The 14,348-nt window shown below is 61.2% G+C and carries 13 protein-coding genes; 2 read left to right on the top strand and 11 right to left on the bottom strand.

Annotation, left to right across the window (positions count from 1 at the left end):
- Window positions 1–85: 85 nt before the first annotated feature.
- The 9 genes from AD662_RS05970 to AD662_RS06010 form a co-directional block, all read right to left on the bottom strand.
- Window positions 86–562 carry a DoxX family protein gene (locus AD662_RS05970; protein WP_053186025.1) on the bottom strand — a complete coding sequence of 159 codons (477 nt, stop codon included), beginning with the start codon at window positions 560–562 and terminating at the stop codon, window positions 86–88.
- Window positions 559–1,317, bottom strand: coding sequence for an HvfC/BufC N-terminal domain-containing protein (locus AD662_RS05975; protein ID WP_053186028.1), 759 nt, complete (start codon window positions 1,315–1,317; stop codon window positions 559–561). Before AD662_RS05975 ends, AD662_RS05970 begins: the two co-directional genes overlap by 4 nt.
- Window positions 1,314–2,183, bottom strand: coding sequence for an MNIO family bufferin maturase (gene bufB / locus AD662_RS05980; protein WP_053186031.1), 870 nt, complete (start codon window positions 2,181–2,183; stop codon window positions 1,314–1,316). Before bufB ends, AD662_RS05975 begins: the two co-directional genes overlap by 4 nt.
- Window positions 2,184–2,208: 25 nt before the next feature.
- A complete protein-coding gene (locus tag AD662_RS05985; protein ID WP_014336888.1) occupies window positions 2,209–2,514 on the bottom strand; it encodes a BufA1 family periplasmic bufferin-type metallophore in 306 nt (101 codons plus the stop codon).
- A 300-nt stretch (window positions 2,515–2,814) separates the two neighbouring features.
- A complete protein-coding gene (locus AD662_RS05990) occupies window positions 2,815–3,516 on the bottom strand; it encodes an ABC transporter ATP-binding protein (protein WP_014336889.1) in 702 nt (233 codons plus the stop codon).
- Window positions 3,517–4,284, bottom strand: coding sequence for a high-affinity branched-chain amino acid ABC transporter ATP-binding protein LivG (gene livG / locus AD662_RS05995; protein WP_046065432.1), 768 nt, complete (start codon window positions 4,282–4,284; stop codon window positions 3,517–3,519).
- The gene (locus AD662_RS06000; RefSeq protein ID WP_018610816.1) at window positions 4,281–5,549 is read right to left on the bottom strand and encodes a high-affinity branched-chain amino acid ABC transporter permease LivM; all 1,269 of its coding nucleotides are present in this window, start codon (window positions 5,547–5,549) and stop codon (window positions 4,281–4,283) included. Before AD662_RS06000 ends, livG begins: the two co-directional genes overlap by 4 nt.
- Window positions 5,546–6,469 (bottom strand): high-affinity branched-chain amino acid ABC transporter permease LivH, encoded by a 924-nt coding sequence (gene livH, locus AD662_RS06005; RefSeq protein WP_014336891.1) that lies wholly within the window; start codon window positions 6,467–6,469, stop codon window positions 5,546–5,548. Before livH ends, AD662_RS06000 begins: the two co-directional genes overlap by 4 nt.
- 230 nt (window positions 6,470–6,699) lie before the next feature.
- Window positions 6,700–7,827: a branched-chain amino acid ABC transporter substrate-binding protein gene (locus AD662_RS06010; RefSeq protein WP_014336892.1), complete on the bottom strand. Its 1,128-nt coding sequence runs from the start codon at window positions 7,825–7,827 to the stop codon at window positions 6,700–6,702.
- A gap of 340 nt (window positions 7,828–8,167) precedes the next feature.
- Between AD662_RS06010 and AD662_RS06015 the strand changes: the two genes are divergently transcribed.
- Window positions 8,168–8,473 carry a DUF2288 domain-containing protein gene (locus AD662_RS06015; RefSeq protein ID WP_014336893.1) on the top strand — a complete coding sequence of 102 codons (306 nt, stop codon included), beginning with the start codon at window positions 8,168–8,170 and terminating at the stop codon, window positions 8,471–8,473.
- Between the two features lie 298 nt (window positions 8,474–8,771).
- On the opposite strand, the gene AD662_RS06020 is transcribed toward AD662_RS06015, so the two are convergent.
- Window positions 8,772–10,949 carry a hypothetical protein gene (locus AD662_RS06020; RefSeq protein WP_018610743.1) on the bottom strand — a complete coding sequence of 726 codons (2,178 nt, stop codon included), beginning with the start codon at window positions 10,947–10,949 and terminating at the stop codon, window positions 8,772–8,774.
- Between the two features lie 351 nt (window positions 10,950–11,300).
- Between AD662_RS06020 and AD662_RS06025 the strand changes: the two genes are divergently transcribed.
- Complete coding sequence (locus AD662_RS06025) at window positions 11,301–12,650, top strand: spinster family MFS transporter (protein ID WP_053186036.1); 1,350 nt, start codon at window positions 11,301–11,303, stop codon at window positions 12,648–12,650.
- 127 nt (window positions 12,651–12,777) lie between these two features.
- On the opposite strand, the gene AD662_RS06030 is transcribed toward AD662_RS06025, so the two are convergent.
- Window positions 12,778–14,295, bottom strand: coding sequence for an MDR family MFS transporter (locus AD662_RS06030; protein WP_053186178.1), 1,518 nt, complete (start codon window positions 14,293–14,295; stop codon window positions 12,778–12,780).
- Window positions 14,296–14,348 lie beyond the last annotated feature (53 nt).

The raw sequence follows: 14,348 nt of genomic DNA on the forward strand, positions 1-14,348 counted from the left end.
GAAGGCGGTGGGTCAGCTTGCATAAATGCTGGATGTGCCGCCGCCTTCGCGAGCAAGCCCGCTCCCACAGGTGTCCCAGGGTCAGTCAGCGGGCGTAGCGCTTGGCAATCAGGTGGTCGATGGACAGTACCCCCGGCCCACGGGCCATCAGGTAGAGCAATACCGCCGCCCAGGAGCCATGGGTCGGGTAGGCGTCCGGGTAGACGAACAGCTGGATGGTCACGGTCATGCCCAGCAAGGCCAGCGCTGAAAAGCGGGTCGCCAGGCCAAACAGGATCAGGACCGGGAACACATGCTCGGCAGAGGCCGCCAGGTACGCGGCCAGTTCCGGCGACAGCAGCGGGAGGGCGTATTCGCTTTTGAACAGGGGAATGGTCGAGTCCGCCAGCCGCGGCAGGCCGATCTGGAAAGTGCCGTCGAACAAGTCGATGGCCAGGCCTTCGATTTTGGTCTGGCCGGATTTCCAGAACACCGCGGCAATCGAGAATCGCGCGATGAAGGCGATCAGGCTGTGGGGAATTTTCTCCAGCCATTGAATGGAACCGGCAATCAGGGCGTTCATGGGGATACCTGTTCAGCTAGGAGGTGAGTGATAGCTCTGTGGCGAATGAGCCCCGCCAGGGTCTGTTCCAGGTCGAGGTCGATTGAGGCTTCAATGGCAGCGGTCAGGGACAGCCCCTGTTGCAGGGCGGTGATGAACCCATGGGCCGCGTGATTGATCGCGAACACTTGCACGTCGAGACCGTGGCGCAGCACCAAGGCGTTTTGCGCAGGAAAGGCTTCGAATGGTACCGGCGTCTCGTGCTGATGGGCGGCCCAGATCGTCACCACGGCGAAGGGCGATTGCAGCAGCCGCAGTGACGGGTGAAGACCGATCTTCAGGTGCCTTGTCAGCGTGGGAGATGACAGCGCCTCGACGATGCGTTCTTGCGCCATGGGCTCGGCGTCGGCGGCATGCCAGGCTTGCACGTGCAGTCGCTCCAGGCGGGCGACGTCCGCCAGGTACGGCACACAGGCGGCGGGTTCGAATTGCTCGACGAACTCGGCAAAATCATCCCCGTAGTCGCTCATCACCGGGCTTCGCGGCGGTGTCGACTGGACGTAGACCCCAGCCATGCCTCGGAAAAACTCCTCGCCCACCAGTTGCACCACCACCGGGTAATTGTCGGCCAGGGCGTTGATCAACGAGCTGAGCACGTTGTTGCGGTACACCGCGAAGCGACTCTGCGGGTCGGCGCCGTTGGCGCTGACCAGGCCGGGTGGACATGCCTTGCGCGGGTCGAGCAGGGCGGCGGCGAATGCGTGCTGGCCGCTCATGGCCGGGCTCCGGCGGTGGCTAAAAGTTGATCGGCCTGGCGCGCCTCGGCCAGCAGTACCCCCCAGGGAGGGATGTGGTTGTCGCGCTCGATCAGCGTGGCTACCGGCCCGGTCCGCTCCAGTACCTGGAGATACAGTTGCCAGACCTCGTTGTCGATGGGCGCGCCGTGGTTGTCTATCAGCAGGCGTGCGCCGAGGCTGTCGGTGTCCTCGGCAAAGCCGGCCAGGTGAACTTCACCGGTCGCTTGCAGGGGCAGGGCGTCGAGGTAGGCCAATGGATCGCGGCAGTGGTTGACGCACGAAACGTAGACGTTGTTCACATCCAGCAGCAGGCCGCAGCCGGTGCGCCGGATCACTTCGCTGATGAAGTGTGGCTCGTCTAGGGTCGAGGCCTCGAACGCCAGGTAGGTGGCCGGGTTTTCCAGCAACAGCGTACGTTTGAGGCTCGACTGCACCTGGTCGACGTGTTCGCAGACCCGGTCGAGGGTCGCTTCGTCGTAGGCCAGGGGGAGCAGGTCATTGAGGAACACCGGGCCGTGGCTGGACCAGGCCAGGTGTTCGGAAAAGGATTGGGGCTGATAGCGTTCGACCAATGCGGCCAGGCGCTGTAAATGCGCAACATCCAGCGGCCCCTCCCCACCGATCGACAGGCCGACGCCGTGCAGCGACAGCGGGTACTGTTCGCGTATCCGCCCCAGGAAGTGATGAAGCGGCCCGCCGGCCACCATGTAGTTTTCCGCGTGCACCTCGAAAAAGCCCAGGTCCGGTCGGGTCTGGAGCACCTCACGAAAATGCTCGCTCTTGAGCCCCAACCCTGCCCTTGGCGGCAGCCGGCTATCAGTGGCGAGGGAGGGGGGATTCAACATGCTGGCGGGCCTCAGGCAGATGCGATCAGGACTTGGCTTTGAACGCTTCGAGCTGGCCGAAACCAGTCGGGGAGGTTTTGCTTTCCATGGTGGTACAAGTGCCTTTGGGTACCGATTTCCAGGCGTTGCCCTGATAGTCCATTTTTGCCGTACCGGCGCAGGTGGTGCCGGCACCGGCGGCGCAGTCGTTCTTGCCTTTGAGGGCAACGCCGAAGCATTTTTCCATGGTGTCGTCGGCTGCGTGGACGGTCGAGACGGCTGTCATGCTCAGGGCAGAACCCAGGGCCAGGATCAGGGCGGTGGCGGACAGGGTGCGGGTCGAAGCAGTCATGATGATTCTCCAGTCATTCAGGGAAATGAACCGGCGTTAGCGCCGGTCTACTGAACTAGAGAGGGGAGGTGGGAAAGCGTTACAGCGGGCGCATGATTTTTTTAGTGATCCTGGAACCTGTGGCGAGGGAGCAAGCTCGCGCTGAGACCTGTAGGAGCTGGCGAAGCCTGCGATCTTTTGATCTTGATCTTTCGCTTTAGACTCAATTGTCCGGGACAAGATCGCAGCCTCGCTTCGCTCGACAGCTCCTACATTGGGCAAAAAAAACGGCCCGAAGGCCGTTTTTTTATTGCTGCAGACTCAACCGCCCAGGTACGCCTCGCGCACTTTCGGGTCGGTCAGCAGGGCTTCACCGGTGCCTTGCATCACCACGCGACCGTTCTCCAGCACGTACGCCCGGTCGGCGATTTTCAGCGCCTGGTTGGCGTTCTGCTCCACCAGGAACACCGTCACGCCGTCCTTGCGCAGTTGTTCGATGATGTCGAAGATCTGCTGGATGATGATCGGTGCCAGGCCCAGGGAAGGCTCGTCGAGCAGCAGCAGCTTGGGCTTGCTCATCAGCGCACGGCCGATGGCGAGCATTTGCTGTTCGCCGCCGGACATGGTGCCGCCGCGCTGGGTAAAGCGTTCTTTCAGGCGTGGGAAAAGGTGCAGGACCTTGTCCATTTGTTCCTGAAAGTCGCCCTTGTCGGTGAAAAAACCGCCCATGGCGAGGTTTTCTTCTACGGTCAGTCGGGCAAATACCCGACGGCCTTCCGGCACCACCGCGATGCTCTTGCGCATGATGTGCGACGAGTCCTGGCCCACCAACTCCTCACCCATGTAGCGGATGCTGCCGCTGTGGGCCTGGGGCGAACCGCAGAGCGTCATCAGCAGGGTGGATTTGCCGGCGCCGTTGGCACCGATCAGCGTGACGATTTCGCCCTGGCGGACCTCGACGTTGACGCTGTGCAAGGCCTGGATCTTGCCGTAGAAGGTGGAAACGTTTTCGAATTGCAGCATTTACGCTTCCCCCAGGTAGGCTTTGATCACTTCAGGATTGTCGCGGATCTGCTCTGGCGAGCCGTCGGCCAGGGGGGTGCCCTGGTTGATCACGACGATGTGGTCGGAAATGCTCATGACCAGCTTCATGTCGTGCTCGATCAGCAGCACAGTGACGTTGTGCTCCTCGCGCAGCACGCCGATCAGGGCTTTCAGGTCTTCGGTTTCCTTGGGGTTCAGGCCGGCGGCGGGCTCGTCGAGCATGAGGATCCGCGGACGGGTCATCATGCAGCGGGCGATTTCCAGGCGCCGTTGCTGACCGTAGGCCAGGGTCCCGGCGGTACGGTTGGCGAACTCCTTGAGGTTGACCTTCTCCAGCCAGTACTCGGCGTACTCCATGGCCTCGCGTTCGCTTTTGCGGAACGCCGGGGTCTTGAACAGGCCGGCAAAGAAGTTGGTGTTCAGGTGACGGTGCTGGGCGATCAGCAGGTTTTCGACCGCCGTCATGTCCTTGAACAGCCGCACGTTCTGGAAGGTGCGCACCACACCCTTGCGGGCGATCTGATGGCCGGGCAGGCCCTGGATCGGCTCGCCGTCCAGCACGATGGTGCCGCCGGTGGGCTGATAGAAGCCGGTCAGGCAGTTGAACACGGTGGTCTTGCCCGCGCCGTTCGGCCCGATCAGCGCAACGACCTGTTTTTCTTTCACGGTCAGGGCCACGCCGTTGACCGCCAGCAAGCCGCCGAAGCGCATGCTTAGATTTTCAACCTTGAGGATCTCGCGGCTCATTTGCGCAGCTCCGCTCTTAGTTTAAGTTCGGGGCGTTGCATAGGCAGCAGACCTTGAGGACGCCAGATCATCATCAGCACCATCAAGGCGCCGAACATCAGCATGCGGTATTCGCTGAATTCACGCATCATTTCCGGCAGCAGGATCATCACGATCGCCGCCAGGATCACGCCCAGCTGCGAGCCCATTCCGCCCAGCACCACGATGGCGAGGATGATCGCCGACTCGATGAAGGTGAAGGACTCCGGCGTCACCAGGCCCTGGCGGGCGGCGAAGAAGCTACCGGCAAAACCGGCGAACGCAGCGCCGAGGGTGAAGGCCGACAGTTTGATCACGGTTGGGTTGAGACCCAGCGCACGGCAGGCGATTTCGTCTTCACGCAATGCCTCCCAGGCGCGGCCGATCGGCATGCGCAGCAGGCGGTTGATGACGAACAGCGCGGCCAGGGCCAGCAACAGCGCAACCAGGTAGAGGAAGATCACCTTGTTGATCGAGTTGTATTCCAGGCCGAAGTACTCGTGGAAGGTCTGCAGGCCTTCGGCGGCTTTACGTTCGAAGGTCAGGCCGAAGAACGTCGGTTTCTCGATGTTGCTGATGCCGTTCGGGCCACCGGTGATGTCGGTCAGGTTGCGCAGGAACAGACGGATGATCTCGCCAAAACCCAGGGTCACGATGGCCAGGTAGTCACCGCGCAAGCGCAGGACCGGGAACCCCAGCAGGAAACCGAAGGTGGCGGCCATCATCCCGGCGATCGGCAGGCAGATCCAGAAGCTCAGGCCGAAGTAGTGGGACAGCAGCGCATAGCTGTAGGCGCCGACGGCGTAGAAGCCGACGTAACCCAGGTCCAGCAGACCGGCCAGGCCTACGACGATGTTCAGGCCCAGGCCGAGCATCACGTAGATCAGGATCAGCGTGGCGATGTCCACCGCGCCGCGAGAGCCGAAGAACGGCCACACCAGGGCCACGACGATCAGGCCTAGCACGATCCAGCGCTGGGTCGACGGCAGGGTCAGGAAGTTGCTGGCCTTGGCCGGGATCACCGGCAGGCCGGGCGAGGACTTCCACATGGCGCTGATCTGCGTGCTGAACAGTACGCGCACGAACATCAGCAGCGAACACACGGCGATGCTCGCCAGGATGGCCGGGCTGGTGCCGTGCACTTCCAGGTTGATGCCGACGATGGTCAGTTTAAGACCCAGTACCGGGTAGGCCACGGCCCAGACCAGCAGGGCGCTGAAGAGCGCCGATTTGAGATGCCTAGTCATACTTTTTCAACCTCCGGGCGGCCCAGGATGCCGGTCGGCCGGAATAACAGAACCAGAACCAACAAGCCGAATGCCACGACGTCCTTGTACTGGTCGCCGAAGATGTCGGCGCCAAAGGCTTCCGCCACGCCCAGCACCAGCCCGCCGAGCATTGCCCCGGGGATGCTGCCGATGCCGCCCAGTACCGCGGCGGTGAAGGCTTTCAGGCCTACGAGGAAGCCGGCGTTGGGGTTGATCACGCCGTATTGCATGCTCAACAGCACCGCGGCGATGGCCGCCAGGGCCGCACCGATGACGAAGGTCAGGGCGATGATGTTGTTGGTGTTGATGCCCAGCAGGTTGGCCATCTTGATGTCCTCGGCACAGGCGCGGCAGGCGCGGCCCAGGCGGGAACGGGAGATGAACAGCGTCAGGCCGAGCATGGCGACCAGGGTCACCACGAACACCACGATTTGCATGTAGGAAATCAGCACTTCATGTGCCCCGCCTGGTCCGATGGCAAAGTTGCCCGGAATCAGGTTGGGTATGGATTTGTCCTTGGAGTCTTGCGAAAGCAGTACCGTGTTCTGCAGGAAAATCGACATGCCGATGGCGGAAATCAGCGGGATCAGACGGTTGCTGCCGCGCAGGGGGCGGTAGGCGATCCGTTCGATGCTGTAGCCATAGGAACTGGTGACGACGATGCTCGCGATGAAAGCCGCGGTCATCAACAGCGGGACACTGTCGAGTCCCATCATGGCCAGCCCGGCGATGGCGATGAACGCCACGTAGGAGCCGATCATGTACACCTCGCCGTGGGCGAAGTTGATCATTCCAATGATGCCGTAAACCATCGTATAGCCGATGGCGATCAGGGCATACGTGCTGCCAACGGTCAGGCCGTTAACCAGCTGCTGGAAGAAGTGATAGATGTCAGGCATTACAGCGCTCCTAAAAACCTGATACGCATTTCACTGGTGGAGTCATTTTCCCGCCCGGGTCCCGTGGATCTGCATCCACTTCGAACACGAGGTTTGCCAGCGAACCGCTGATGACGGTTTTGAGATTTTCAGGTGGGGAGACTGGCGGATCACGCCAGCGCGGCCCAATACATTTAAAACAAAGCCCACGGCACGCCGTGGGCTTTATTGGCAGTCAGTCAGGCCAGGCCTTACTGAGGCGAAGCTTCGGTTTTAGGTTTGCCGAAGTGCCACTCGTAGACCACGAACTTGAAGTCCTTCAGGTCGCCCTTCGCGTCGAAGCTCAGGTCACCGGTTGGGGTCTTGAAGGTGCCGGCGTGGATGGCTTCAGCCACTTTGCCTGCGTCTTCGCTCTTGGCAGCCTTGATAGCGTCGGCGATCACGGTCACTGCGGAGTAGGACGGGAACACGAACGGACCGCTCGGGTCTTCTTTCTTGGCCTTGAAGGCGTCAGCCAGGGCGATGTTGGCAGGGTCCTGGTCGAAAGATTTCGGCAGGGTTACCAGCAAGCCTTCGGAAGATTCCTTGGCGATCTGCGAGATGGAGTCGTTACCCACGCCTTCCGGACCCATGAACTTGGCCTTCAGGCCTTTTTCCTGGGATTGACGCAGGATCAGGCCCAGCTCCGGGTGGTAGCCGCCGTAGTAGACGAAGTCGACGTTGGCTTGCTTGAGCTTGGCGATCATCGAGGAGAAGTCTTTGTCGCCGGCGTTCACGCCTTCGAAGACGGCCACTTTCACGCCTTTGCCTTCGAGGGTTTTCTTCACGGCGCTGGCGATGCCTTCACCGTACTGCTGCTTGTCGTGCAGGACTGCAACGACTTTCGGCTTGACGTGGTCGGCGATGTAGTTGCCGGCCGCAGGGCCTTGGGCGCTGTCCAGGCCGATGGTGCGGAAGATCATCTTGTAGCCGCGAGCGGTGATGTCCGGGCTGGTAGCGGCCGGGGTGATCATGATCACGCCTTCGTCTTCGTAGATATCCGAAGCGGGCTGGGTGGAGCTGGAGCACAGGTGGCCAACCACGAACTTGATGCCGTCGTTGACGACTTTGTTCGCGACCGCTACCGCTTGTTTTGGATCACAGGCGTCATCGTATTCAACGGCGACAAGTTGCTTGCCGTCGACGCCGCCCTTGGCGTTGATCTGTTCGATGGCCATTTTCGCGCCGCTGAACTGCATGTCGCCGTATTGGGCTACGGGGCCGGTTTTAGGGCCGGCGATGCCGATCTTGATGGTGTCGGCGGCGAACGAATGGCTGGCAACCCCGGCCAGAACCATAGCGGCAAACAGTTTGGAAATCTGCTTAGTAGCCTTAGTCATAGTGCTCCACTCATGCTGTTGTAGTTTTTATAGTCCTGGCGCCGTAGCAGCAGAACCGGGTCAGATATCTTGGATACCCTCGCGGAAAATGCCCCCGGCAACTGTACCGGTACAGTGTAGAGCGCCGATTGTTGGCAAGGGAAGCTGGCGCTTGGGGGCAAAACCTGAGGGTGTCGCTTAATTGAAAGAAAAAGACAGAATAGCGGCGGGGTTTTGTCCGGTCATATCGGCAATCCTTGGCTTTCCTGCGCTTTTCATTCGGTACCGCAATTGCTACCGGGTTTTTCTGCCAGACCACCGACGTTATCATTCGCGCCGATTTCTTTTCCGGACAGGTCCCATGAATCAAGAACCTAGCACCCTCTATGCCAAACTGCTTGGTGAAACCGCATCCATCACCTGGAAAGAGCTGGAGCCGTTCTTTGCCAAGGGTGCCCTATTGTGGGTCGATCCGGCACTGGATTTGATCGCCGCCGCCGAGGCCGTCGCCCAGGACGAAGGTACCAAAGTCGCCGCCTGGCTGGCTGCCGACCAGCTTGCCAAGCTGTCTGAAACGCGGGCGCTGGATTTTCTGGAGCGCGATCCGCCGCTTTGGGCGGTGGTGGTTTCGCCCTGGATTATGATCCAGGAAAGGGCGTCGAACTGATCGATGCACCAAGTTGGTTCAGGTTTTTTGTCCGCTGAAAGTGTGTAGGTGAGTAGCGTGATGGCGTCCTGCCGTGGCGAAACGCCACAGGGGAGGGTGACGTATACGTAACGGGAACAGTTTATGGAGCAGCCTTTGGGCTGCTCAATTGTTTCTGGATGTTGTTTCGGTGGTGTATTCAAGGCCGCCTTCGCGAGCAAGCCCGCTCCCACAGTGGACCGCGTTTCTTCAGAAAGAATGCGGTCCACTGTGGGAGCGGGCTTGCTCGCGAAAGGGGCACCACGGTGTTACGCCAGCCTCAGTAAGACCTGCCAGTATGGTTATTAAGAGAAATAACCTTGGTCTTGCCAATGCGGTGACGGTAGATCTCACGCAGGTACTTGATGGATTTCTTCACGCAGTCGCGGGACAGGCGGATGTCGTTGATCGAGACGAACTTGTCCTTGTCGTTGATCAGCTCGCGATACTTCTTCTCGTACATCGGCTTGATCGCGTACCAGTTGGTGTCGAGGATCTTCGCCGGGTTTTCGAATTCGTTGAGCAGGTCGTCGATGCGTTCTTCGTCGAAGTCTTCATTGATGATGAAGTCCAGGATCGAGTTGTCCAGGGTGTCGTCGAAGCGGTACGGGGTGCGGGCGAAGCAGCGTTTGATGAAGGCCACGATCAGGGTCAGGAAATCATCCGACAGGCACGGGCTCTTGGCGATCAGCGTGGTGAGCGACAGGTTGGCCGACGCGCCGATCACCAACGCGTAGCGCTTGAGGGTGGTGTTGGGGAACAGGCTGTTGAGGTGGGTCTTGAGCCGGTTCAGGTCCATGTAGGACAGCTTGTAGTCCTTGGGCAAGGAAACGATGGACACTACCGACGAGCAATTCTTGAAGAAGTGCAGGTCATGCAGGGCGGCGGCGTCGTAGCCGGAATTCTTGTACTGCTCAAGCGACGCCCGGTAGCGCTTGGATTCGATCGGCAACAGGCTGATGCCTTCGATGGCCTGGGTGACCTTGTTGAAGTGCGGCAGGTCGATGGAGCGGAAGAACAGGTCGTCGATGTTCAGGCGCGGCGGTTCTTTCTCGAACACCTTGAACTTGTCGCCGCTCGGCGCCGGGGTTTCCGGGACGACGGACTCGGCGTAGGCAATTGCCACCGGGCCGGCCAGGCTCATGAACAGGTCGTTGGCGTCCAGGCGAATGGTTTCGCCAATGTCGATGCCGGCACGGCGGAAGTAGTTCTGGTCGTAGTCGGTGGTGACGGCCTGGGCCGTCAGGATGTTGAAGATCTGCTGGGAGATGTACTGGTTAGCGTGCTTCTCCATGGCATTGACATCAATGTTCTGGATGTTGCCGTCATCGCTTTCTTCGGCGTAGCGCATGATGTCGTTGGAGATCAGCATCATCGCGTTCCACGGGCGGATACGGCCCATGACGCTGGCTTCGCTGCTGTCTTCGTTGGCGAAGTTGTACGAGAAATCCCATTCTTCCGACAGGTACTTGCACAGCAGGCGTCCGGCGTTGATGTGCAACGCCTCGGACATTTCACTGCGGTGGTCGGAAATGTTCGGCAGCACACAGATGCCGCTGGTGAAAATCGGTTCGAAGACGAAGGAGTGACCGCTCTTGCTGTCGTGTTCGTCCATCGGCTTGGTGTCGAACGTCTTGTTCATGTACGAGTACTGCTGGGCCAGGCCGAATTCCGAGGCCATGCCCGAACCGGTACCGCCGCCGGCACTGAAGATCGAGAAGTACAGGCGCGACTGGTTGGCCTTGATCCCGCAGCTGTCGATCAGGTACGAGTGGATCATTTTCCAGTCGGGGCTGGAGAAGCGCTGGGTGTCCTTGTTCAGGATGATCTTGGCCAGGTACTGGCCCAGGATCGGCGCGTTACCGGCGCCACCGGCGTGGACTTCCGACAGGTCCATGATCTTCATTTTGCTGTAGTCGCGCAAAAAGCCGCTCTTCTCGCCCTTGCGCGAGAAACGGATGCGCCCGGCGATGTCCTTGTCCAGGTCGCCGAGCATCACCAGCGGTTCCACCAGGAACACCGGTTTGCTGGCCTTGCTGTTGCCCAGGCGCAGGTTGTTGCGGATCCACTGCGCGGGGCTGTAGCCCTTGTCGCTGTAGGCCTTGTCTTCGGCGTTGAATTCGTTGAGGTAGAACTTGCGGGCGTTGTACACCAGCTCCGCCACGTCCAGGGCGATGTTGGAGCCGCAGCGACCCAGGCCGATCAGGCACACCGACGGGAACTCCTGCTGGGCGCGGTCGCTCTCGTCCTCTACCAGATGGGGCGGGCGCGGGAACACCGCGTCGCGCAGGCCATCGAGGTTGTCGAGGATCCGGTCGGTGTTGGTTTCGGTGAAATACAGATACTGTTGAGTCGACAGGGGACGCGAGCTGCTCGATGGTTTCGAGACTTCAGGGCCGTTGGCGGCCGGGCTCAGGGTCAGATCGGATACCGCAGTGGCTGTTTTTTTGGAAGTCATTGTGCGCCATATGCCTGAACTTGGTTGGCTCGACGAGCGCTGTCATCGAACCATCGCGGATGGGAGCTCGCGTCCTGGATGGCGCGAAGGTCGGCCCGAGCGTCCAGGGCTATAGCCTGGGGGCCGCTCGAGAGATTCTTTCCTGATAGGTTGAATCGGCCACCGGGAGACGATCTTTAATCAAGAATGGGCGAAATGATGGCAATTGTTGCAGGAAATTGACCGTTATCAAGAAACGCGCCGCTCGCCATGGGGGGGTATCAGCCTTGCGAATGATTGGAGACAGCCTGCGCGCCGCTGTCTAGATTGCAGATTCCGCTAATGCTCCATAACAATAAAAGAGACGGACCCATGCAGAACTCGACCCAAGCGGCGAATGCCTGGCGCATTCTGTTCCTGTTGTTCCTGGCCAACCTGTTCAATTTCTTCGACCGCACCATCCCGGCGATCATCATCGAGCCGATTCGCATGGAGTGGAGTCTCAGCGACTTCCAGATCGGTATCATCGGCACGGCTTTCACCCTCGTCTACGCCATTGCCGGGTTGCCATTGGGACGCATGGCCGATACCGGTTCGCGCAGCAAGTTGATGGGCTGGGGCCTGGCGACCTGGAGCGCGCTGACGGCGGTCAACGGCCTGGTGGGCAGTTTCTGGGCGTTCCTGGTGGTGCGTATGGGCGTGGGGATCGGTGAGGCGAGTTATGCGCCAGCGGCCAACTCACTGATCGGCGATCTGTTCCCGGCCCATCGCCGGGCGCGGGCCATGGGCATTTTCATGCTGGGCCTGCCGATTGGCTTGCTGCTGGCGTTCTTCACCATCGGCGCGATGGTCAAGGCCTTCGACAGCTGGCGCGCGCCGTTCTTTATCGCGGCTGTGCCAGGCTTGGTGCTGGCGGTGTTCATGTTCTTCATCAAGGAGCCCAAGCGCGGCGCGGCGGAAACCGTGCAGGTGTCCCAGGAAAAGATCGACCGGCCGATCCGTCGAGTGTTGGCGATCCCCACCTTCCTGTGGCTTGTGTTGGCCGGGCTGTGCTTCAACTTCGCCACCTATGCCTGCAACTCATTCCTGGTGCCGATGCTGCAACGCTATTTCCTGATGCCGTTGCACGAGGCGGCCGTGGCCACCGGGATCATGGTGGGCGTGACCGGGTTGTTCGGCTTGACCCTCGGCGGCTGGATCGCCGACAAGATTCACCAGCGCGTGCCCAGCGGTCGCTTGCTGTTCGCCGCGTTCAGCCTGGTGATCTCGACGCTCACCACTGCCTGGGCATTGCATGCCGGGCGAATTGAAATCGGTGTGTTCGTCGCGGTGTTCAGTGTCGGCTGGTTGTTCGCCTATACCTTTTATACCTGCGTGTACACGGCGATCCAGGACGTGGTCGAGCCGCGCCTGAGGGCCACGGCGATGGCACTGTTCTTCGCCGGCCTGTACTTGCTCGGTGGCGGATTGGGCCCGGTGGTGGTGGGCGGCTTGTCCGACTACTTCGCCCGCACGGCCATGGCCGCGGCCGGGGTCGACCAGATGACCGAAGCGTTCAAGGCCATCGGCCTGCATGACGCGATGTACCTGATCCCGGTGGCGCTGTTCCTGACCATGGTGTTCCTGTTCCTGGCGTCACGTTGTTTTGTGCGCGATGCCAAGCGCATGAAGGACGGGATGAGCGCGGTGGTGCTGCCCGAAGGTGTTGTGGCGACGGCTTGACAGCATCTGTGGGAGCAAGGCTTGCCCGCGATGAAGGCGATGCGGTCTATCGGAAAACCGAGGCGTCTGTTTCGCGAGCAAGCTTTGCTCCCACAAATCCCTCGCCACAGGGGCTTGTGCATTTTGGCTAGCGGACCTTCTCATCCCGCCCACGCAGCAAGCGATTGGGCATCACCAGCGCCGCGGCCAACCCCAGCAGCGACACCGCCGCGCTGATCACCAGCAAATGCCGGAACGTCGCCTGCAATTCCTGGCGCAAGGCGTTCTGCGCCTCGCCTGGGGCGGCGTTCAGGCCGTCCAGCAAGACGTTGCCGGAATGCCCTTCACCGATCAGCGACGCGCTGGCGATCTGGGCGAAGCTTGAATCCTGCAGCAAGGCCAGCAGCAACGCTGACATCAGTGCCACGCCCACCGCGCCGCCGAGGGAGCGGAACAGGTTGGTGGTGCTGGTGGCGACGCCGATGTCCTGTTGGTGTACGGCGTTCTGCGCACCCACCAGCGAAGTGGGAAACTGCATGCCGGAGGCGATGCCGCTGAGTAGCATGAACAGGCTGCTCAACCAGAGCGCGGCGGGCGGGGTGAAGGCCATGCCGAGGATAGCGAACGGGAAGAGCAGGGCGCCGCTCAGGATCATCGGCTTGTAGCGCCCCGTGACCGAGGTCCGGCGTCCGGCGAAATACGCGCCGATCGGCAGCCCTATCGCCAGCGGCAGCAAGTGCAACGCCGCACTGTCGGCGCCCGCGCCGGTCACGCTCTGGAAGCGCAACGGCACCAGCACCGTCAGGGAAATCGCCTGGAAGCTGGTTAAGAACACCGTGCACCAACACAGCACCGCATCGCGGTTGGCGAACAGGTGCATCGGCAACAACGGCTCCCGCGCCCGGCGCTCGTGCCAGGCGAACACCCCCAGCGCCGCGCCTGCGCAACCCAGCAATCCGAGCACTTCACGGCTGTGCCAGGCATGACCCTGGCCGACCTGGGTAATCCCCAGCAGCAGCGCCGTCAGGCCGATGATCAGCAACACGGTGCCCAGGTAATCGATGATCGGCGTGCGTTGCGGCACCGGCAGCCCGACCAGGCTGCGTCGAGCCACCCACCAGGCCACCAGGCCCAGCGGCAGGTTGATCCAGAACACCCAGCGCCACGACAGGTACTCGGTCATGTAGCCGCCGAGCACCGGCCCGGCCACGCTGGCCACCGCGTACATGCTGCTGAAATAACCCTGGTAGCGGCCACGTTCGCGGGGCGCGATGATGTCGCCGATGATCGCCTGGCTCACCGAAATCATCCCGCCGGCGCCGATGCCCTGGAAAATCCGCGCCAGCACCAGTTGCTCCATGTTTTGGGCCAGGCCGCAGAACAGCGAGGCCAGGGTGAACAGGCCCATGCCGAACAGCATCAGCGGCCGGCGACCGTAGAGGTCACCGAGCTTGCCGTAGATCGGCACCGCCACGGTCATGGCGACCATGTAGCCGGAGATTACCCAGGCCAGCAGGCTGACGTCGGCAAATTGTGCGGAAATGGCCGGCATCGAGACGGCGACGATGGTCTGGTCCAGCGCACCGAGGAAAATCGCCAGCATCAGGGCCACCAGCACGCTGCGGATGGCCGGTTTTGGGGCTTGGAGCGTATTGAACTGAGTCACGGCAGAACCTGCGGGCATCACGCCAGGTAAGGCGAATGGGATGACGCCCGCAG

This window comes from Pseudomonas kilonensis (assembly GCF_001269885.1).
GTDB classification, from domain to species: Bacteria; Pseudomonadota; Gammaproteobacteria; order Pseudomonadales; family Pseudomonadaceae; genus Aquipseudomonas; species Aquipseudomonas kilonensis.